The 20,623-nt window shown below is 62.1% G+C and carries 14 protein-coding genes and 1 pseudogene; 4 read left to right on the top strand and 11 right to left on the bottom strand.

The features are described 5' to 3' along the window. Positions 1–4: 4 nt before the first annotated feature. The gene (locus tag UB31_RS36660; RefSeq protein WP_050044929.1) at positions 5–2,860 is read right to left on the bottom strand and encodes an ATP-binding protein; all 2,856 of its coding nucleotides are present in this window, start codon (positions 2,858–2,860) and stop codon (positions 5–7) included. 277 nt (positions 2,861–3,137) lie between these two features. Here UB31_RS36660 and UB31_RS36665 point away from each other — a divergent pair, with 277 nt between their 5' ends. Then, positions 3,138–3,884, top strand: a complete 747-nt coding sequence (locus tag UB31_RS36665) for an SDR family oxidoreductase (RefSeq protein ID WP_045014389.1) — start codon at positions 3,138–3,140, stop codon at positions 3,882–3,884. Between the two features lie 210 nt (positions 3,885–4,094). Next, positions 4,095–7,064: a tetratricopeptide repeat protein gene (locus tag UB31_RS40010; protein ID WP_197090905.1), complete on the top strand. Its 2,970-nt coding sequence runs from the start codon at positions 4,095–4,097 to the stop codon at positions 7,062–7,064. Positions 7,065–7,083: 19 nt separating this feature from the next. Here the strand turns inward: UB31_RS40010 and UB31_RS36675 are convergent, their stop codons facing one another. Together UB31_RS36675 and UB31_RS36680 are read right to left on the bottom strand one after the other, a co-directional pair. Continuing rightward, complete coding sequence (locus tag UB31_RS36675) at positions 7,084–7,524, bottom strand: VOC family protein (protein ID WP_044999702.1); 441 nt, start codon at positions 7,522–7,524, stop codon at positions 7,084–7,086. Between the two features lie 40 nt (positions 7,525–7,564). Beyond that, positions 7,565–8,128 (bottom strand): TetR/AcrR family transcriptional regulator, encoded by a 564-nt coding sequence (locus UB31_RS36680; protein WP_045014390.1) that lies wholly within the window; start codon positions 8,126–8,128, stop codon positions 7,565–7,567. Between the two features lie 134 nt (positions 8,129–8,262). Here UB31_RS36680 and UB31_RS36685 point away from each other — a divergent pair, with 134 nt between their 5' ends. Then, the gene (locus UB31_RS36685; protein WP_044999705.1) at positions 8,263–9,237 is read left to right on the top strand and encodes a pyridoxamine 5'-phosphate oxidase family protein; all 975 of its coding nucleotides are present in this window, start codon (positions 8,263–8,265) and stop codon (positions 9,235–9,237) included. After that, complete coding sequence (locus UB31_RS36690) at positions 9,237–10,211, top strand: MBL fold metallo-hydrolase (RefSeq protein ID WP_044999706.1); 975 nt, start codon at positions 9,237–9,239, stop codon at positions 10,209–10,211. The genes UB31_RS36685 and UB31_RS36690 overlap by 1 nt, the downstream gene beginning before the upstream one ends. A gap of 87 nt (positions 10,212–10,298) precedes the next feature. Here UB31_RS36690 and UB31_RS36695 read toward each other — a convergent pair whose 3' ends face one another. The 8 genes and pseudogenes from UB31_RS36695 to UB31_RS36730 all read right to left on the bottom strand — a co-directional run bounded on the left by UB31_RS36695 (position 10,299) and on the right by UB31_RS36730 (position 20,459). Then, positions 10,299–11,984, bottom strand: a complete 1,686-nt coding sequence (locus UB31_RS36695; RefSeq protein WP_045014391.1) for a hydantoinase B/oxoprolinase family protein — start codon at positions 11,982–11,984, stop codon at positions 10,299–10,301. Next, positions 11,981–14,047: a hydantoinase/oxoprolinase family protein gene (locus UB31_RS36700; RefSeq protein WP_349643882.1), complete on the bottom strand. Its 2,067-nt coding sequence runs from the start codon at positions 14,045–14,047 to the stop codon at positions 11,981–11,983. Before UB31_RS36700 ends, UB31_RS36695 begins: the two co-directional genes overlap by 4 nt. A gap of 144 nt (positions 14,048–14,191) precedes the next feature. After that, positions 14,192–14,916, bottom strand: a pseudogene (locus tag UB31_RS36705) (SDR family NAD(P)-dependent oxidoreductase). 31 nt (positions 14,917–14,947) lie between these two features. After that, entirely contained in the window at positions 14,948–16,198 is a 1,251-nt protein-coding gene (locus UB31_RS36710; RefSeq protein ID WP_044999709.1) for an acyl-CoA dehydrogenase family protein, read from the bottom strand. A gap of 39 nt (positions 16,199–16,237) precedes the next feature. After that, entirely contained in the window at positions 16,238–17,482 is a 1,245-nt protein-coding gene (locus UB31_RS36715) for an acyl-CoA dehydrogenase family protein (protein WP_044999711.1), read from the bottom strand. A gap of 112 nt (positions 17,483–17,594) precedes the next feature. Further along, positions 17,595–18,539: a helix-turn-helix domain-containing protein gene (locus UB31_RS36720; protein ID WP_245305367.1), complete on the bottom strand. Its 945-nt coding sequence runs from the start codon at positions 18,537–18,539 to the stop codon at positions 17,595–17,597. A gap of 153 nt (positions 18,540–18,692) precedes the next feature. Continuing rightward, positions 18,693–19,490, bottom strand: coding sequence for an adenylate/guanylate cyclase domain-containing protein (locus tag UB31_RS36725; RefSeq protein WP_044999791.1), 798 nt, complete (start codon positions 19,488–19,490; stop codon positions 18,693–18,695). Between the two features lie 102 nt (positions 19,491–19,592). Continuing rightward, positions 19,593–20,459 carry a DUF2336 domain-containing protein gene (locus UB31_RS36730; protein WP_349509918.1) on the bottom strand — a complete coding sequence of 289 codons (867 nt, stop codon included), beginning with the start codon at positions 20,457–20,459 and terminating at the stop codon, positions 19,593–19,595. Positions 20,460–20,623: the final 164 nt, after the last annotated feature.

A 20,623-nucleotide genomic window follows, 5' to 3' on the forward strand; every position in this document is an offset into this window, starting at 1 on the left:
AGCTTCATTGGGCGAGCTGGCCAAGCAAGCTACGCGCTGCAAGCAGATCGACAGTTTCGAAGCCTTCGGTGAACCTGTTGTAAACCGGCTCCAGCAACTCCATGGCCTCGCTTTGGCGGCCGTGATTGGCCTTCAATCGGGCGAGATTCATCGCCGCCCGCAGCTCCCAGGCCAGTGCACCTTGCTTGCGGGCCATCGCTGCCGCTTGCAGAAAGAGACTGGCTGCCGCGTCGGCGTCCCCATCCGATTGCGCCAACAGTCCTTTCACCCGCAGGACCTCGGCCGTGCACCAATGCTCTTCGTTACGATCCCTGCTTGCCAGCTGCGCCATCAGGGAGACAGCATCAACGTATCGGTCCGCCGCAATTGCGGATTCACTGAGGTGAGCCAGGATGAGAGGAACGAACACTTCGTATTGCATTTCGGCCAATAGCCGCAGCCCTTCGGCCGCCAGCGGCATCGCTGCATCGAACTGATTCCGCCTCGTCTGGCACAGGGCCAGAAGGCAATTCCCAATCCCCACCTGGGGCTTTATCGAATGGGTTCTGGCGTGCTCGATCAGCTCGACAATGTCGTGCTCGACGGAATCGATGTCGGTATCGGACAAGTACCGGTGGAAGCTGGCCCATGTCATCGCAACGCTGAGCGGCATTGCGAATTGAAGCGGCCTTGCCGCCGCCAGCACCCGCACCCCCAACAACTGGGCCTGCTCGGGAAACCCCTGCATCCACACCGTGCTTGCGAGATTGCCGAGCGTATCCACGCGACGGTCGTAGCCGATCGCATTGACCTGCGCGAGCCGCGCCTTTTCCGTGTCGATGTCGAGCGAGCGCTGGAGATGGGTTCGCGCCTCCGCAAGCTTGCCGAGATGATGCAGCGAGTGGCCCAGCATCCATTCCGCCAGAGCGGTCGGACCCGGATCAGACAGCTTCTTCGCATCCTCGGCACAACGCTGAGCAAGTTCGAGCGCCTCATCATAGCGGGTACGGATGCTGCTCCCCCACGACGCCAAATAGCGCAGTATCAACTGCCCCTGGGTTTCGCGAACGGTTCTTTCCAGCGTCCTGGTCCAGGCGACCATTGCCTCCACCGAGAAGCTCGTCGTGAACAACTGGGAACTCGCGAGCGCCAGATGAATCACGATCTGCTGATCTGTCGCCTTGCCATCCTCGCGGCTTGGCGCGACCGCGCCGGCCAGGATCGTCCATTCACGGCATTCGGCAAACAAAGCCTTGCTCAGCCAGATCGAGCTCGCATAGCTCGTCAGGTTGACACCGATCCCTGGATCGCCGTCGCGTCCAAACGCCCAATGCAGCGCGGCGCGGATGTCGTCGAGATGCGCGACCAAGGCGCGCCGCTCATCTGTCGGCAAATCCGCCTCATTCGCCGTCTTCAACAATGCGCAATAATATTCGGCGTGCGCGCGCCGGAATTGGCCGAGCTCTCCGGCATCGGCCAATTTCAGCGCGGCATAAGTGCGGGTCGTGTCAAGGAGCCGATAGCGTGCGCTCGATCCCGTGGTGTCGGCAGAGGCAAGCGATTTCATCAGCAGTCCGCCGACTGCGTCGAATACCTCTTCCGCCCCGGCCCCCTGACCTCGTGCGACCTGGTACGCGGCTTCGAGCGTGAAGCCTGTGACGAATACGGACAGGCGCCGTAAAATCGTGCGCTCGACATCCGACAACAGGTTGTAACTCCAGTCAAGCGTCGCGCCCAGTGTTTGATGACGCGGCGGAGCCGTCCGCCGTCCGGGCCAACGCAAGGCAAATTCGGTGTCGAGCAGCCTTGCAATCTCTTGCAGACCATAGGCTTCGACACGCCCCGCCGCCAACTCGATGGCGAGTGCGTTGCCGCCAAGCTTGCGACAGATATTGCCGGCGATCTTGACGTCCTGGTCCGTCAGGTTGATCTGGCCGCCGCTCGTCGTCGCGCGCTGCAGGAAGAGTCTGACGGCCGGGAAGTCGAGCAACTCGGCCGCCGTCAAACCGGGGCCGTCAGGCGGAGTCTCGAGGGGAGACAGCCGGTAGACGTTTTCGCCACCGACGCGCAGGACTTCTCGGCTGGTCACGAGCAAATGAAGCTGCGGCAGCTCGGCAAAAAGCCTCTCCGACAGCACCGCCGCCTCCGCAATAAGGTGTTCGGAGCCGTCGAGAATCAGCAGGACGGGCCTGCCGCGCAAATGACTGACCAATCCCGGAATCGGGTCGCCGGACTGAACCGGCAGGCCGAACGCGGAGACGACGGCTGGCGCCAGCAGGCGCGGATCGGAGACCGGGCTCAGCTCCACAAAGCAGACGGCGCCAAAAAATTCCGGCAGCAATGTATGCGCGACCGACAGCACGACCGTCGTCTTGCCCAATCCGCCTGGTCCGACGATGGTCACGAACCGCTCGGTTGTCAGCTTGCGACAGATTCCGCGAACGATCTTGTCGCGCCCAACCATTTGCACGAGCAACGGTGGCAGAGGGTAGTGAGCTTCAGGAAAATCATCGGCAGTCGGCAAACCTGCCGTGTCCCGCGACGTCGGCGCAATGAAGCAATAACCGCGGCCCGGCACATTGGTGAGGTATCGCTCGCCGCCTTCGCCGGTTTCGAGGGCTTTGCGCAAGGCCGTGATATGGACCCGAAGGGTGACCTCTTCGACGAAAACCCCGGGCCAAACCTTGGCGATCAGCTCCCTCTGGCCAACCACTTCACCTGCATGCTCGACCAGAACAAGCAGGATATCGAACGCACGGCTGCCAAGCTTGACCGCCTCATCAACCTTCTTGAGAACGCGCTCTGCGGGAAACAACTGAAACGGACCGAAGGAGACGACCTCCTGGGTACGTGGGCTGCTCGTTGGAATAGCCGTCTGCAAGCCAAATTCTTCTTCAGGATGAAGCAACGATCGAGTGAAAGGCTTGAGTCTTGGCCCGGACCGCCGCGGAGAAGGGTGCGCTTGCCTCGATCTTAATGGCTAAGCCTCAGGGATAAAAGCGGAAAGTCGGCGCGCTGGCGGACGACGTAGCCGTCAGCCAGGCGAGTGCGACCGTGGCTGAAGACGCGCGGACGAGTAGACTGCGGGCGCTATTGCGTGTGCTGCGGAGGTCCCCATCTGTCTGACCAGACCAACCACTCAAGTCAGGACACCTTACATGGCCAAGCTCGACGGCAAGATCGCTCTCATCAGCGGAGGCACGACCGGCATCGGCGCTGAAACCGCCAAACTCTTCCAATCCGAAGGCGCAACGGTCATCGTCACCGGCTCCAGCGAGCGCTCGGTGGAAGCCGCCAAGGCGGCGCTGCCCGGGATCGAGGTGCTGCTCTCGGACGCCGGCAACGTGGCCGCCACTCAGGTGCTGGTCGACAAGGTCAAGGCCAGGCACGGCCGCATCGACGTCCTGTTCGTCAACGCCGGCATCGCCAAGTTCGCGCCGATCGCGCAAGTCGACGAGGCGCTTTACGACAGCCAGTTCAACATCAACGTGAAGGGCGCGTTCTTTCTGATCAAGCATGCCATTCCAATCATTCCCGACGGCGGCGCGATCATTCTGACCGCTTCGGTGGCGGGCGCGAACGGCGGCTTGGGAGGCAGCACCATATACGGCTCGACCAAGGCGGCGCTGCGTTCGTTCGGCCGCACGATCGCCAAAGAGCTGACGCCGCGCGGCATTCGGGTCAACACCATCAGCCCCGGTCCGATCATCACCCCGATCCTCGACAAAGGTGGCCTCACCCCCGCCCAGAAGGATAACTTCATCGAAGGCGCCAAGACGCGCATCCCGCTTGGCCGCACTGGTACGGTCGCCGAAGTGGCCGCAGCTGCGCTCTACCTTGCTGCCGACGCCACCTACACCACCGGCGCCGAACTGTTCGTCGATGGCGGTCTGGTCGATCTATAGCGACCTTGCGAAGGTGCGACGTGGTGCTCGCGCCGGACACGGCGAGGGATCATTGTCGCGCCCCTAAGGTCATTGTCGACCGGCATCCTTGTAGGGATGGCGGATGACGCGGATTGCGCCAGCTTCACACCAGCTTTGCACCAGAAACTACCGCAACGGGACGCTACGGTCGCGCTCGGTGGACCCCGCAAGCACAGCTGCAGCGAACTGATGAATCGACAAGAGCGCCGGACCGCGGCCAAACAAACCAAACCGGTCGCACCTCAACGTTTGCCGCAACATTTTGAGGCCGTAAAACAGGGCAAGTCACTGTTTGATCTCGGCCGGTATGCCGAAGCCCTGGAATGCTTCAACATATTCGAGAAGCACAATCCAAATATCGCAGCTCTCTATCAAACGCGCGGCCTTTGCTTGCAGCGGCTGGGCCGGTTCGAGGAAGCGCAGACCGACTTCGAGAGATCCATTGCGCTGAACCCCCGCGAGGCGGAGACACACAAGAACCTTGGCTCGCTGCATGCGAGATTTGGCCGGATGGAGCAGGCATTTGCGGGCTTCGATCGCGCGCTCGCACTTCGTCCGAATTTTTCCGCAGCGCTCAACGAGAAGGCCCGGGCGTTGTGGAGCCTGCATTTGCTGGACGAGGCTTTCGCAGCCTTCCATCAATCGCTGGCGGTTGACCCCGGCAATGCGGACACGATCTGGAATCTCGCACTGCTTCAGATGCTGACCGGAGATTTCGAGCGGGGCTGGTCGGGACGCGAGGCCCGTTGGAAAGCGTCGTCTCTCGGCCTCGTCGATCGTGGTTTTTCGCAGCCCCTCTGGCTTGGTGACGAGCCGATCGAAGGCAAGACCATCTTGCTGCATGCCGACGAGGCATTGGGCGATGCAATCCAGTTTGCGCGCTATGCGCCCATCGTGGCCGTGCTCGGGGCTCAGATCATTCTGGAGGTCCAGCCTCCGATCCAGCAGCTTTTGGGTGGGATCACTGGCGTCGCCAATTGTGTCGGCCGATCGTCTTCGACGTCGCCGGCGTTCGACCTGCACTGTCCTCTTGGAAGCCTGCCGCTGGCGTTCGGGACACGGCTCGATACGATCCCACTCGCGGAAGGCTACCTTTCTACGCCCCCGGTGGCGCGCGTGCAGGCGTGGGAAGACCGGCTTGGCCCCCGCACGCGCTTCCGCGTTGGTCTTGTCTGGTCGGGGAATCCAGATCACAACAACGACCACAATCGATCGATGGCACTGCGCACGCTTGCGCCTCTGCTGGATTGCGACGTCCAGTTCGTCTCCTTGCAAAAAGGCGTCCGGGATCCGGACCGGGCCTTCCTCGGCGAACGTCCCGATATCGTCGACCCGACGGAACAGCTGACGGATTTCAGCGAAACGGCGGCGCTGATTAGCTGCCTTGATCTGGTGATTTCGGTCGACACCAGCGTCGTTCACCTCGCCGGCGCGCTGGGCGCTCCGGTCTGGACGATGTTGCCCTTCAACCCGGATTGGCGCTGGCTGCTCAACCGCGACGACAGCCCGTGGTATTCGTCCATGAGGCTGTTCAGGCAACCAAAGCGAGGCGACTGGGCCAGCGTCGTCGACGGCGTTCGCCTCGAACTGGAGCGCCTGGTTTCCGCGTGGCGGTCGGGAGCACGGCAGCACCAGAGCACGGCCCCGACCACCAAACCACAGGATGCGGTCCTGTCTAATTATCTCGGCAATCTGCTCTGGCAACGCAAGCGCATGGACGATGCTGTGCTGCATTTCCAGCGGGCGCTACAACTGTATCCGCAATATTTGGAGGCAGCGCATAGCTGCGGCGGACTGTTGTTCAATCTCGGCCGGTATGCGGAGGCCCTGGAGTGCCTGGACATAGCCGAGAAACTGGATCCAAATTCCGCAGCCCTGTATCAAATGCGCGGCGCTTGTCTCCAAGAGGCGAGCCGGTTCGAGGAAGCGGAGGCCGACTACGAGAGGTCCATGGCACTGGACCCCGGCCTGGCGGAGACGCACAACAACCTCGGCTTGCTTCATGCGAGACTTGGCCGAACCGAGCAGGCACTTGCGCGTTTCGATCGGTCGCTTGAACTTCGTCCCGATTTTTCCGCGGTGCTTAACAACAAGGCATTGGCATTGTTGAATCTGCAATTGCTGGATGAAGCCTTCGCGACCTTTCACAGATCGCTGACGGTCGACCCGGGCAATGCGCCAGCGACCTATAATTTAGCGACGCTTCAACTGCTGACCGGAGACTATGAGCGAGGCTGGCTTGGGCGCGAAGCGCGTTGGAAGCTTCCCGTCGGCTTGCCCGATCGCGGTTTTTCCCAACCCCTTTGGCTCGGCGACCAGCCGATCGAAGGCAAGACCCTATTGCTTCACTCTGAAGAGGGATTGGGCGACGCAATTCAATTTGCGCGCTATGCGCCCATCGTCGCCGCGCTCGGGGCTCAGGTCATCCTGGAGGTCCAGCCTCCGATCCAGCAGCTTTTGGTTGGTGTCGCTGGAGTCGCAAATTGTATCGGCCTATCGTCTTCGACGTCGCTGGCGTTCGACCTGCATTGTCCTCTTGGAAGTCTGCCGCTGGCGTTCGGGACGCGGCTCGATACGATCCCGTTCGCGGAAGGCTACCTTTCTGCGCCCCCAGTGGCGCGCGTGAAGGCGTGGGAAGACCGGCTCGGCCCCCGCATGCGCTTCCGCGTCGGTCTCGTCTGGTCGGGGAATCCAGATCACAACAACGACCACAATCGATCGATGGCGCTGCGCACGCTTGCGCCTCTGCTGGATTGCGACGTCCAGTTCGTCTCATTGCAAAAAGGCGTCCGGGATCAGGACGGGGCCTTCCTCCGCGAACGTCCCGATATCGTCGACCTCACTGAACAGCTCACGGATTTCAGCGAAACCGCGGCGCTGATTTCGTGCCTTGATCTGGTGATCTCGGTCGACACCAGCATCGTTCACCTCGCCGGCGCGCTGGGCGCCCCCGTCTGGACGATGTTGCCTTTCAACCCGGATTGGCGCTGGCTGCTCAACCGCGACGACAGCCCATGGTATTCGTCCATGAAGCTGTTCAGGCAACCAAAGCGAGGCGACTGGGCCAGCGTCGTGGACGGCGTTCGCCTCGCGCTCGAGCGCCTGGCTTCCGCATGGCAGCCAGTGCAAGAGCCGTCTTTGCTTCTTCCTGCCGAGTAAAATCGAACAGACGTCCGGCTCACTGCGCCTTGCGCGCTTCCTCGAGGCGAGGATCGAACGCAAACTCGATCCGTACTCCGCTGGGCTCGCGCACGATGAAATGGATCTTCGGGCCGGCACCCGATCGTTCCGGGCTGAACTCGACGACGACGCCAGGCCAATTCGACACGCGCTTGTAGAGGGTATCGAGGCCGGCCTGGTCGACGACGGCGAGGGCCAGATGATGCAATCCGACATTGGCACGCCGATCGAACGGGATTGCGTCGCCAGGCGATTGGACCTGCCACAACGTCACAACGTCGTGTCCGTCGGATACGAACACCGCTGGATACTCCGGCCGCTCGCCGACGATCCGCCATCCCAGACAATCGCAAAAGAAGTCTCGCGTGCTCGCGAGATCGCGAACACTGAGCCCAATGTGGTCGACACCGTAGGTGCCGGTCTTGAGGTCATCTACCATAGGTCCTCCGATGAGCTGCCGGATGCGTCGCAACTGTGGCCTAGCGGCGTGGCAGCGATTTGAGCAGCGACTTGGCCGTCTCCGTAGCCCGATTGATCGCATTCCGATCGCGGTAAACCCTCGAAACGACGAAGCCGCCCTGCACGACAGTGATGAGCATCAGCGCAAGCTCGTCGGCGTCGAGTCGTTTCGCAATGTCGCCATCGGCTTGAGCTTCGCGAAGCGCCGCCGCAAGGATCTGCTGGAGTTCGCGGAAATAACGTTCGACCGGCTTCCTCAGCGAGGCCTCGGCGATGGACGCTTCGCAGGCAAATCTCCCCATCCTGCAACCCTTGAGGCCGTCGCGCGCAACGTCGAGATAGCGGATGACGCGATCCAGGGCAGAACCGTCGGTCCCCACGGTCTGGCGTGCGAGCTCGCACATTTCATCGGAGACTTCATCGAGAGCCACAGACGCCAGGTCCATTTTTCCCTTGAAATGATGATAGAGGCTGCCCTGCCCCGCACCACTTTCGTCCAGCAGGTCGCGCGGACTGACGGCCTCGTAGCCACGCTCCCACATCAACTTCTTGGCCGCCTTAACGAGCTCACCCTTCGCCTTCATGACGTCCTCAACACCGTATTCGAATCAACCGAACGTGATTGTATTTTGTAACTACTAGTATGTACAGACAACCGCCAATAACGGGTATCAGCCATGTTTTCGCAAAGGCGTGCGTCCATGATCGCAGGACTCTCATGACAGGGACCACGTCTCCCTTTCACGACGGCGAGCAGAGGATTCAGAGCCTTGCCGGCGTCCGCGATCGCATCGAACTCAGGGGGCGCGCAGTCATTCGCGACTACATGCCGGAGCAGCATCGGGCGTTCTTCGCTGCGCTGCCGTTCTTGGTCGTGGGGCTGGCGGACCAGAACGGCCATCCCTGGGCCACCACCCTGTCCGGCCCCGCAGGGTTCATGAATTCGCCGGAAGCGAACCTACTTGCCATCAAAGCGTGGCTCGAGCCGGGCGATCCCTTGCATTCGTGCATTCGGGATGGCCGCCCGATCGGCGGGCTTGGGATCGAACTTTCAACGCGTCGTCGAAACCGGATCAACGGCCGCATCGAGGATTGCATCGTCGGTGAAGGTTTCTCGATCAGGGTTCAGCAGAGTTTTGGAAACTGCCCGAAATACATCCAGGCCCGCAACGAGCGGCCACAGCTCCGTTCAACGGCCGTGCCCGAACCCCGAATGGCTTCCGATCTGGGCGATGACGAGGTCAGCTTCATTGCCGAAGCCGACACGTTCTTCATTGCATCGCGGTCGGCGCAGCTCGACCAGGAGGAATCCTCGCAAGGTCTCGATGTGTCCCACCGCGGCGGACGTCCCGGCTTCGTGCGGGTGGTCTCACCAAGCGAACTTTGCTTTCCCGATTTCAGCGGCAATTTGCTCTTCAACACGCTCGGCAATCTGGAAGCGGATGCGCGCGCCGGGCTTCTGTTCATCGACTTCCGGAGCGGCAGGATGCTGCACATCATCGGGAGAGCCCGGATCCGCTGGGACGTTCCGGAAACCACGCGGTCCGCTGGAATCGAACGGCTCATCTTTCTCGACATCGCGTGCGTCGTGACCCGCGAGCACGCATTTCCGCATGTGTTCGACTTTGTCAGCTACTCGCCGCATCTGGGGGCGGAGGGCCAGGATTCCAGAATTCCCCAAAGGAGATCGTGATGCTAAATCTAACCCGCCGTAACGCTCTGTTGACGGCAGCGTGCGCAGGAGCAGCGTTCGGCCTGCCCAGGCCCGTCTCGTTCATCGAGGCAGCACTCGCCCAGAAGGGACCGGAGGCTGGCAAAGGCTTCCGGCCGTTCAAGTTCGGTGCGAACCAAGGGTTCATCCTGAACGATGGCGTTTGGGAGAAACCTCACGATCCCAAGTTCATCGAGAACGTGTCCGTTGAGGAAACCAAGGCCGCACTGGCGGCCGCGGGGATCGCGAATGACGTCGTGCCGATTCCGTTCAACATAACTCTGCTCAGGTTCGGCAACGAGACGATCCTTTTCGACGCCGGCACGGGTGGTCAGTTTCAGCTCACCGCCGGCGCAATGATCGCCAATATGGCGGCAGCCGGAATCAAGCCGGAACAGATCACGAAGGTGATCGTTTCGCATTTCCACCCGGACCATGTCTTTGGGCTGATGAGCAAGGCCCCTGACAACACACCGGTTTTCCCGAACGCCGTGGTTTACGTGCCAAGCAACGAGTACAAGTTCTGGATGGATGAGAGCATCTTCACCAAGCTCCCTGAAAAGCAGCACGGCCTGCCCAAAAGGCTTCAGGCGATGTTCCCACTCCTGAAAGACAGACTGAAACAGTACGAGTGGGACACCGAGGTCATTCCGGGCATCCGCTCCATCGCGGCACCGGGCCATACGCCGGGCCACACTGCGTTCCATGTCGCGTCAGGCAACGAGCAACTGATGGTGCTGAGCGACACGACGAACATGCCTGCGCTGTTCGCGAAGCACCCGAATTGGCACGGCGCGATCGACGCCGACCCAGTGCTGGCCGAAGCGACGCGGCGCAAACTGTTCGACCGTGCCGTGGCCGACAAGGCGCTCGTGACCGGCTACCATTTCCCGTTCCCGGCCGTCGGCAGGATCGTGACGGACGGCGCAGGTTACACCTTCGTGCCTGCTGCGTAGTCAGGGACGACGCATACGGAAACGGCCATCGTCGGTGCCCCGCCGGTGACCGTTTTCGGCACATGATTTCGTTCAGCGAAGAAGCGCTCAGACGCTCTGCCCGTAACTGCGCTTTGCGGCCTCAGCACTGACATAGCCGAGCCGGACATCGCGCTCGACGAGCTCCCGCGCTCGCAATCCGGCCTCGCCGAAGCCGCCACCGCCGGACGTTTCGAGCCGAATGATATCGCCACTCTTCAGCATCATGTTCGTCACCTTGGAGCGCAACGCCTGCGTTTGACCATCGCGGGTCAGATAGAGCGCGCTTGGCGCCGCGGGCTCTCCGCCGGCTAGACCAAACGGGCGGAACTTGAAGCGATCGAGATTGGTCGAGAGCTGCGCCATCGCACAGTTGATCCGCCATTCGCGCCAGAGACCCAGGCCGCCGCGCCACTGGCCGGGCCCCCCCGTATCGGTCAACAGCCCGTAGCCCAGAAACGTCACCGGCATGTCGCTTTCGATCATCTCCATTGGAATGTTCGCGTTGTTGTGCATTCCGAACGACAGCGCCGAGGCACCGTCCGAAACCGGCAGCGCGCCGATGCCCCCGACCTCGATCTCGACCAGGACGCGACGGCCGAGCACGGGATCGACGGTCTGGAGCGTGACGACGTAGGACACCGCATAGTAGGCGGCCGGCATGCGCTCCGGCACGGCTTGATGCAGCGCACCGAACAACACCGTGGCGAGCCGGTGCCCGATGGCAATGCGATGCACGACGGGTGCAGGTGCAGCAGCACTCACGCACAGGCCCGGCGGCGCAATGATCTTGACCGGGCGATAGCAGCCCGCATTTGCCGCGATAGTGACATCGGCCGATGCGATCAGCGCATAGAAGACCGTCGAGCATGTCGACGACAGCGTTGCATTGCTCGGCCCCATCACCTGCGGGCTACAGCCGGAGAGATCGACCGTGAGTTCGTCACCCTCGACCATCAGCCTGGCGTGAATGCGTATTGGCGCATCCGAGATGCCGTCGTCGTCGACATGGTCCTCGAATTCGTAAGTGCCATCGGGGATACGGCCGATGACCGCCCGCATGGCAGCCTCGGATCGATCGAGCAATTGACCGAGCGCGGCTTCGAAACGCACGTCGCCGAGCTTCATGGCGAGGCGTTCCACACTGGCCGCGCCGATGTGAAGCGAGGCGAGTTGGGACTGCAGATCTCCCCACAGGATCTCGGGCTGGCGGACATTCTGCAGGATGATGTCGCGAATTGGCTCATTGAGCTTGCCGCCTTCGACGAGCTTCACCGGCGGTATGCGCAGGCCTTCCTGGAATATCTCCGTGGCGCTCGAGCCGTAACTGCCCGGCGAGGAGCCCCCGACGTCGAGATGGTGACACAGCGTTCCGACGAACCCGATGCGGCGGCCCTTGTGGAAGATGGCCTTGAAGGCGACGATATCGGGGAGATGTTGGCCTCCGCAGTAGGGGTCGTTGGATACAATGATATCGTCGGGGCCCCAACGATCGGGCGCAATGTGACGAGCCAGGATCTCGGTGAGGAAATAGCTCATGGAATTGAGATGGCTCGGGATCCGTGCCGCCTGCGCGACGTTCCAGCCATTGCGGTCGAAGATCGCGGTCGAGTAGTCGAGCAATTCCCGCACGATGGTCGAGCGACTTGTGCGCCAGATGGTGACATCCATTTCGGCGGCCGCAGCGGTCAGGGCATTGTAGATGATCTCGAGCTCGATCGGCGTAATCTCGACGTCCGCCACATCCGCGTTCATTGATGCCTCCCCGCCACGAGGTGGCCGCTGTTGTCGCGCCGGCAACTCCATCCGTCGCCGAGAAGCACGCTCGTGTAGGCTTCCTCGATGACGGCGGGCCCCTCGATCGTGGCGCCGGGAGACAGCTCGTCGCGGCTCCAGACCGCGACATCCCGCCAATGGCCCGCAAGCCAGACTTTACGCGTGCCGGGTGGCCGGCCGCTATCGTGCGCAGCCGGCGGTTTGGCTGCGGGCTTGGGCAGGCGTCCTATCGCCGAAGCGCGCAACGACACGATCTCGACGGCTGAACCAGGATTGGAATAAGAGAAACGCTGGCGGTGGAGATCATGAAAATCGGCGATCAGCGCCGACAGCGCCGCCTCATCGAGCTGCAAGGAGCGCATCGGCACCGTCAGCTCGAACGCCTGCCCCTTGTAGTGCATATCGGCAGCGAGCTCGATGTGACGGTCGCTGGCGGGGATGGCGTCGGCGTCAAGCCTTGCCCGCGCGTCGGCGAGGAGGTTTTCGAGCAGAGGCTCGATCACGGCAAGGCTCTCGGGCTTTGCGTCGATAACGCGCGAGCGGACGAGGTCATGGATCAGATCCGAATGAAGAATGCCGTAGGCGGACAACGTGCTAGCATTCTGCGGAAACACGACGCGCCGGATCCCTGTCTCGTCTGCGACCGCAACCGCGTGCAACCCGGCGGCACCACCGAAGGCGACCATGGTGAATTCGCGCGGATCGACCCCTTTCTCGAACAACGATAAACGGATCGCGGCGCCCAGATTCGCGTTGGTCACCGCCAGCAATCCCTCCGCGGCAGCTTCGACCGAAAGACCGAGCGGTTTCGCTACTCCGGTGTCGATCGCTACGCGCGCTGCTTCGCGGTCGAGACGCATCCCGCCGCCCAGAAAGCTTTCGTCGTTGAGACGGCCAAGCGTGACATTGGCATCGGTCACCGTCGCCCCGACTCCGCCGCGACCATAGCAGGCAGGGCCTGGGCGCGAGCCTGCGCTTTCGGGCCCGACCGTCATTCGCTTGTCCTGCTGCACCTTGGCAAGCGAGCCGCCGCCGGCGCCGATGGCGCGGATTTCGACCATCGGTATGCGCACCGGCATCCGGTCCACTTCACCCTGCATGACGACGTTGACACGACCGTTGCGGACAACCGAGACGTCGAAGCTCGTCCCGCCCATGTCGACGCCAATGAGGTTGTCCTCGCCGAGGATTCCGCTCAACAGCGCGCAGGCCGCGCTCCCGCCCGATGGCCCCGAAAGTAGAAGGCGCACCGGCTCCAGCGCCGCGGTCCTGGCCGAACACACCCCACCGTTCGACTGCACGAGGAGCAGCCGCGGCGCAAACCCTTCCGCCTGCATCCGGTGTGTCAGTTTGTCGAGATATCCCGCGATGACCGGGATCAGCAGCGCGTTAAGCACGGTGGTCGACGTGCGTTCGTATTCGCGGATCTCGGCGCTCAAAGCGCTCGAGCACGACACCTTGAGCCCAGGCCGGGCCTTCGCAAGGTACTCGGCAATGCGCTGTTCATGCTCCGGATTGAGGTAGGAATTCATCAGGCAGACGGCCACGCAGGCTGGATCGAGCCTGTCGAGCGTCTCGGCGAGGCCGTCCAGCGCGGCGGCGGTCAGCGGCACCTCGACGCTACCGTCCGCCCGCACTCTTTCAGTGATGCCAATGCGGCAGTCGCGCGGGATGAGGGTCGGCGGCTGCTGCGGATTGAGGGCATAGACTTCGCGCCGAACGTGGCGGCCGATCTCGAGGACATCCTCAAATCCTGCCGTGGTCACCAGCACACCCTTGGCGAGCTTGCGCTCGAGGATCGCATTGGTGGCGATCGTCGTGCCATGGAGCAAAAAGCCGACATCGCGAAGCGCGAAGCCGTGACGATCCGCCGCTTCCTTGATTCCGGTCATCAGACCGATTGAAGGGTCTTCCGGCGTTGTCGGCGTCTTGAAGCCAAAGATCGCACCCGAGCGTGCATCATAAATCTGAAGGTCAGTAAAAGTGCCGCCGATATCAACACCGATCCTGACCGGCAGTACCTCCGTCATCGTCACTTGCATTACCCCGGGTATCGATACACAGCGAACACCAGCCGCGATCCTACACAGATCGGATCGTCATACCAGCACGCGATCGAGGCATTCTTGTAGGCGCATTGCCCAGTTGGCAAGCATCCGCCGGAGCCGGAAGCGGGGCCGCTTGTGCTAAGCGCCCTGCACCATATGGTGGCCAGCAGCCTGCCCTCCGTCGACGTGGAGAATCTCCCCGGTCACAAACGCCGCACCGTCCAGGTAGAGCACCGCGTCTACGATGTCGGACACTTCTCCCATCCGCCCCATCGGATGGAGGGCCGCCAACGCCTGATGCGCTTCCGGCGGATGCATCGGCGTCTTGATGATCCCCGGTGACACGGCATGCGAACCCCGGCCTTCGCGTATTCGATCGCAAGCGCTCGCGTTGCGGCGGCCAGCGCTCCTTTCGTGAGAGAGGCCAAGGCGGCCGGGACACTGCTCATCGGCTGGTCGACAAGACTTGTCGTGATCGTGACGACATGGCCGGATCCCTGTTTGCTCATGAATTCCAGCGCACGCTGAGTCATGTGAAAGAAGCCGGTGACGTTGGTCGACATGTAGGCTGCATAGTCGTCCTGCGAATAAAGCGCGAAAGGCTTCGCCATGAACAGGCCGGCGTTGTTGACCAGCGTGTCGACACGACCGAACTTCTCGAACGCCGTTTTGAACACCCTCTCGGCCGTGTCCGCGGCGCCGATATCGCCTTGTACGGTCACGACGTCCGAATCGGCGACCGGCTTGATCGACCGCGACGTCGCAACAACGCGATAGTTGCGATCTCTGAAAGCCTGGCGCATTCCCGCGCCGATCCCCTGAGATGCTCCTGTTACGATGGCTACTTTCTGCCCTGCGCTCATGATTCATCCTCCTCGACAAAGAAGCTTCGCATCAGGCCTCCACCTCGCCGCTGGTCACCAGCGGATCGTATTCAGGCCGTTTCAAGATCGCGTGGAGTTGTCGACGTCGGACACCGATGTTGCCTCCGCCAAAGAGCGGAAGCGCCAGCGCATCCTGCAGCAGGCGCCCTAACGGAACAGCATGATCGTAGCTCTCTACCCCGACGACACGCATGAGATCCGTCAGAACCCGCACGGCGGTTTCCGAACCATGGATTTTCGCTTCGATCGCCAGCTCCTGCGCGCCAGGCGATTGCATATCGACCGCGTGGCACGCCCGCCAGCAAAGACAGCGGGTCGCTTCGATGGCCATCTTTGCATCCGCCAGCGCGTATCCGACGGCTTGATGTTCGATCATGGGCTGAGTGCCGCCTCGCCTTTCATTGCGCGCGAAACCCAGCGTGAACTCAAACGCGGCTCGCATCAGCGCCACGGCGAAAACTCCGACCAGGGCGGCCGCGCCCGTGAAGCAAGCGCCGGTGAGAGCCAAACCCCCGCCGAGGCTGCCCAAGATATTATCTCCGGAAACTCCGACTCCCCTCAGACTGAACTGGGGCAAGAGGTGTGCACGATGCCCCATCGAATCGATCGCACGCTCGAAGACCAGGCCTGATGCGGGGCGCTCCACCACCAAGATTGAAATACCCCGTTCGGGAGGGGCCTCAGGATCGGTTCGGCAAAGGACCGATAGAAGGTCGGCGCCCTTGCGATCCCAACCTGTGGCCGAGGAAACCCAGCTTTTTCGACCTTCGATGATCCATCGGTCCCCCCGCAGCGTCGCGGTGGTCCGAACGCCTTCGCCCGGTGGCGGCGACGCGGCATTGGCGCTGCCGCCCGGTTCGGTGGCGCAAAACCCCGCCAGGGGCGCTCCAGTTTGCTTGAGGAATGGAGGTAGCAGCCGAGCCCGCTGCTCCTCCGTGCCGCCGATCAGGAGCGGCAACAGTCCAAGGACGGTTCCAACCAGCGTCAAGGTCACGCTGGCGTTCACCGCATAGAGCTCCTCGATCATGATCGCGGTATCGGTGAGACCGGCGTTGTCTCCCCCGGCGGAAAGAGGAATGCATTTCCGCAGAAACCCGGCCGCAACCATCGCTTCGTAAGCGGGCTTCGTGGCAGCAAACCGCTGCTCCGGCGTGGGCAGAGCCTCTGCCGCCAATGCCGGCGAAAGCACCTCCCGTGCGAACTTCCGGGATTGCAGCTGTAGCTCGCGCTGGCCTGCGGTCAGACGAAAGTCAATGGCCACCGATCTTCCCTCCCATCGGGACATCATCAGCCAGACGCACTACGTCGCTCCGCATGCAGCAAGCGAATCATAGTCGCTACGCCTGAACATCATGTGCAGCTGCCGCCGCCTGACGCCCATATTGCCGCCGTCGAAGATCGGCAGCGCGAGCGCATCCTGCAGCAGACGAGCGAACGGAGCCTCATGATCATAGCTGTCGATGCCGACCACCCGCATGAGATCGGTGATGACGCGTACCGCCGCCTCGGAACCAAAAATCTTCGCTTCGACTGCAAGCTCCTCGGCTGCCGGCGACTGGGCGTCAAGCGCATGGCAGGCGCGCCAGCTGAGATAGCGCGCCGCTTCGATCGTGGTCTTTGCATCGGCCAGCGCATATCCGACCGCCTGGTGCTCGATGATCGGGTGAACGCCGCCACGTTTCTCGGTACGCGCAAAATGAAGCGCAAACTCGAATGCCGCACGCATCAAGGCAACACCGAAGATGCCAACGAGTGCCGCAGTGCCCGTGAACGCCGCAGCCGTCAGCGCGAGCCCCGAACCTTCCTGTCCGAGCAGATTGTGGCCAGGTGTCACGACGTTCTGGAGGCCGAATTGCGGGACGAGATGCGCCCGATGACCGATCGTGTCGATCGCACGTTCGAAGACAAGGCCTGTAACCGGTCCTTCGACCGCAATGATGGAGATCGCCGCATCGGGTGGCGCCGCTGGATCGGTTCGGCACACGACGCAGAGAACGTCGGCGCCTTCGCGGTTCCAACCCGTGGCTGACGAAACCCATTTCTTGCGGCCGTTGATTATCCAGTTGCCGCCCTCTCGCCTGGCCATGGTGCGGACGCCCTCACCGGGCGGAGGGGAGCCAGCGTTGGCGCTTCCGCCCGGTTCGCTGGAGCAGAAGCCAGCAAGCGGCGCGCCGCTTGTTTTCAGAAACGGTCCGAGCAGCCACTTGCACAGGTCCGGGGTGCCACCGAGCAGAATCGGCAACAGGCCGAGCACGGTGCCGAGCATCGTCAGCGTCACGCTGGCGTTCACGCTGTAAAATTCTTCCGCGAGGATCGCCATGTCTATCAGGCCGGCATTGTCGCCGCCGGCAGGTGCCGGGATGCACTTGCGCAAATAGCCGGACGCCACCATCGCCTCGTAGGTCGGCTTGGTCGCAAGAAAGCGCTCTTCCGGAGAAGACAGCAACTCCGCTGCTTTGGCGTCGTTGAGCACCTCTTTCGCAAATTTTCGGGAAGTAAGCTGTAAATCGCGCTGTTGCGCGGTCAGCGTGAAATCAATCGCCAAGGTAATCTCTCCCTGACCGGAATGTCGGCCTTTGACCCAAGGCTATTCCTGCACGGAGAGGGACTCTCGGACGGTGGCGCCCGATTTCTTGGCCTGGAGTGAACCAGACTGACTAGCGCGCAGCCATTGCGCGGCGAAACTCCCGCGGTGCCATGCCATTGCAGCGCTTGAACAGGCGGTTGAAATGCGAGATGTCACGGAAACCGGCGGCAAAGGCGATTTCGGCGACGGTCCGGTGGCGTGAGTTGCGATCGAGCAGATCCCGCGCGCATGCGACGATCCGCTTCCCGTTGACGTGCTCGCCAACCGAGCGGTTGGTTGTCGCAAACAGACGGTGCACGTAGCGCTCAGAACAGCGGAATTTCGCGGCGAGTTTGGCTGCGCCGAGCTCAGGATCGTCGCTGTGACGGTCGATGTGGCTGAGCATCATCGACAGCAGCACGGGGACATGCACGCGCTCCACGGACATGTCGGTGAGAGTTTCCGGCGCATGCGAAATCAGATCGATCACGTGCGCCCCGGCGAGGGCCGATGTCTTTGGGAGTGGGCAATCGCTCAGGCAGAGTTCGGCATAGCCGGCGAGGGTTCTGGAGAGCGCCCGGCCGGCTTCGGTCACGGACAGGTTGAGCCGCGGACGGTCGAGCAGCCTTTTCGGTAACAGTCGTCGCGGGACGGCAAAACAGAACAGTTTGAAGTCGTGGCCGTTGGCGATCTCGAACGGCTCTGTTGTATCCGCAAGCGCCAGGTCCCCGGGGGCGCAAATCTGTTCGTAACCGCGCTGCGTGGTACGCCCCACCCCCTCCAGCTGGAGGTTGAGAAAGCAAAGATCGTCGGTGCTCGAGGCAATGTGCGAAGCGAGGCGAAGCACGGTGTGCCGGGTGGCTGTGACCAGCGATATCTGGATCGGAGCCGCGTCGACCCGCGAGATTGCGCCCTCAAAGGACTGCTCAGCGATCCTGCGCGGCTCCAGCCGTACGAAGGCGGCAGCAAGGTTGTCAGCCCAGCTTCCAAAGGGCTGGTCCTGATGTCGCGGATGTGTTGACCATTCCATGAGCACCCCAAACAATTCGCAAGGGTCCCAGCCGACACAGGATAGCGCTCGCAGAAAAAACGGTCAAACTCCATGCACCAGTTTCACACCGAGGCGACCGCGCCAAAACGCAGCGAGCCGGCTGGAAGGCTGATGAAAATGCAATGAAATCAAGCGGTATCAGTGCTCGACGCGGTACAGGCGCCATCGCTCCGGCACGCCCTTGAGCTGGTGGACGCCGTGATCCCTGAAGCGGATTGCGGACTGCGTCTTCAGCAGGTCCTTGACCGCGCTCGAGACCAGGACTTCGCCGGCGCGCGCTTTCGCGGCGACGCGCGCGCCGATGTGAAAGGCGAGACCGACCACCTCGCCTCCGCTCACCTTGTATTCGCCGGCATGCAGCCCCACCCTGATCTCGAGCCCCAACGTGCGCACGGCCTTAAGGATCGCGGTGGCACAACGGACGCCGGACGCCGGCACCTTGAATGTCGCGAGTAGTCCGTCGCCCGTCGTCACGACTTCCTTTCCGCGCAAGGTCTTCAGCTCCTTGCGGACGGCGGCGTAATAGTGGCCCATCACCTGCGTCCAGCGGGCATCGCCGAGCTTTGCTGCCTTTTCGGTGGAGCGGACGATATCGACAATCAGGATTGTGGCGAGCGCTTGCTTGAGGTCGTCATTCCCGCCGGCGGATCGGCGCCGGTTCGCGATAGGCCCCGTCAGCGGCTCATAGCGATGGCTGCGTCGCCGCACGATCGCGGCTTTTGCATAGTCCTGGGCACGCTGCTCCGTGCCACAACGAACTGTTTTCTCCTGCGGCAGACGCGTCCAGTAAACCTTTCGCCCGGTTCCGGCGCCCAGGACCTCCACGGCGCCCCACTTCAAGAAAACCGTAGAGCCAACTCTCCGAACACACCACGCTTTCGACGTGTATCCGGAAACGTTCGACTGATGGAGTCCGATGCGAAGGAATTTTGGCATGACCATGCGGCCAATAAGGAACGTCTGGGTGGCCTGCGATCAAGCGTAATTGTACATTGCTGCGTTGGCAACAGGACGAACGCGCGGCGACCTTGGCGATCCCTAGATCACACGCCGGGACTGTTGAAATGGGCCCCCGAAAGCCTCTTCCTTGCGCGTTCGGTAGATGGTTACGACCTCCCGGCACGCCCGTACATTCAACCGGTGGAAATCGAGCTTCAATCGCTCCAGCTCACCGGCGGTTATCCGGTAATTGGCCGCTCCCAGGAATAGCAGCGCCATCGTGGTGGGCCACGAGAAATCGAGAGATTTGGCCAGGATCAAGGCCGGCTCGCGATCTTTCTCGATCAACGCCCGTTCCGCGACATCGATCGGCAACCCGCAGAGCAACGACAGCGCGACAGTGGTCTCGTTGAACTTGAGCGAGTGGGCGAGTTCGAAGACCTTGTCTTCCGTCAGTTCGCCTCTCTCATGCAGCTTCGCCACCGTGCGCTTCGCCGTGAAGTAATCCTTCGACGCCGGGCCAAACCTGGCGTGAATGGCCCCGGTGACGTCGGCGACGACGCGATGGATCTGGGTTTCAATATCCGGACACTCCCTCTGGAGCTTTTGCCGCACCTCTTCGGAGGCCTTGGCGATCAACTGGTGGAAGAGGTGTCGGGGAATGTCCTTTCGGAGGCCCACCGACTCCGCAAGGATCGAATCGCTTTCCGAGCGCCGGACCAGGTGAAGAAATCCGGAATTGGAAAAATTCGCTCCGGTGTTCGAGGCGACCGAGGTCACGACCTCGGTCGATCCGCGCACCACCAGTACATCGGTGACCGCTTCCGGGACCGCCTGCCGCTTGGAGATCGCCAGCAAATGCTGCTGGCTCTTGCTTTTGGCGCACGCGATCAATGTCTCGGTATCAAGCCGTTCCGACTGGCTGAGAATCGGCCATGCGACGTCGATGCAGTCGTCGCTGGCCATCTGCCGGGTCAGTGCATAGGGCGCGTTCGAGCTACAGGCGAGCTTTCCTGCGAGCTTCACCCGCGCACTCGTCTCGATCTCCTGCGCGAGACGACCGATGACCTCGCCAAAGGTCCAGATCTGCTCTTCGGAATAAGTGCCGGCGATCAAAACGTCTGCCGCAT

Origin of the sequence: Bradyrhizobium sp. LTSP849, assembly GCF_000938255.1 — a bacterium.
Taxonomy (GTDB): domain Bacteria; phylum Pseudomonadota; class Alphaproteobacteria; order Rhizobiales; family Xanthobacteraceae; genus Bradyrhizobium.

Excerpts from the sequence above, each read along its gene's own strand:
- UB31_RS36665 (WP_045014389.1), top strand. The coding sequence starts at position 3,138 with ATGGCCAAGCTCGACGGCAAGATCGCTCTCATCAGCGGAGGCACGACC.
- UB31_RS40010 (WP_197090905.1), top strand. The coding sequence starts at position 4,095 with ATGAATCGACAAGAGCGCCGGACCGCGGCCAAACAAACCAAACCGGTC.
- UB31_RS36675 (WP_044999702.1), bottom strand. The coding sequence starts at position 7,524 with ATGGTAGATGACCTCAAGACCGGCACCTACGGTGTCGACCACATTGGG.
- UB31_RS36680 (WP_045014390.1), bottom strand. The coding sequence starts at position 8,128 with ATGAAGGCGAAGGGTGAGCTCGTTAAGGCGGCCAAGAAGTTGATGTGG.
- UB31_RS36685 (WP_044999705.1), top strand. The coding sequence starts at position 8,263 with ATGACAGGGACCACGTCTCCCTTTCACGACGGCGAGCAGAGGATTCAG.
- UB31_RS36690 (WP_044999706.1), top strand. The coding sequence starts at position 9,237 with ATGCTAAATCTAACCCGCCGTAACGCTCTGTTGACGGCAGCGTGCGCA.
- UB31_RS36695 (WP_045014391.1), bottom strand. The coding sequence starts at position 11,984 with ATGAACGCGGATGTGGCGGACGTCGAGATTACGCCGATCGAGCTCGAG.
- UB31_RS36700 (WP_349643882.1), bottom strand. The coding sequence starts at position 14,047 with ATGCAAGTGACGATGACGGAGGTACTGCCGGTCAGGATCGGTGTTGAT.
- UB31_RS36725 (WP_044999791.1), bottom strand. The coding sequence starts at position 19,490 with ATGCCAAAATTCCTTCGCATCGGACTCCATCAGTCGAACGTTTCCGGA.
- UB31_RS36730 (WP_349509918.1), bottom strand. The coding sequence starts at position 20,459 with ATGGCCAGCGACGACTGCATCGACGTCGCATGGCCGATTCTCAGCCAG.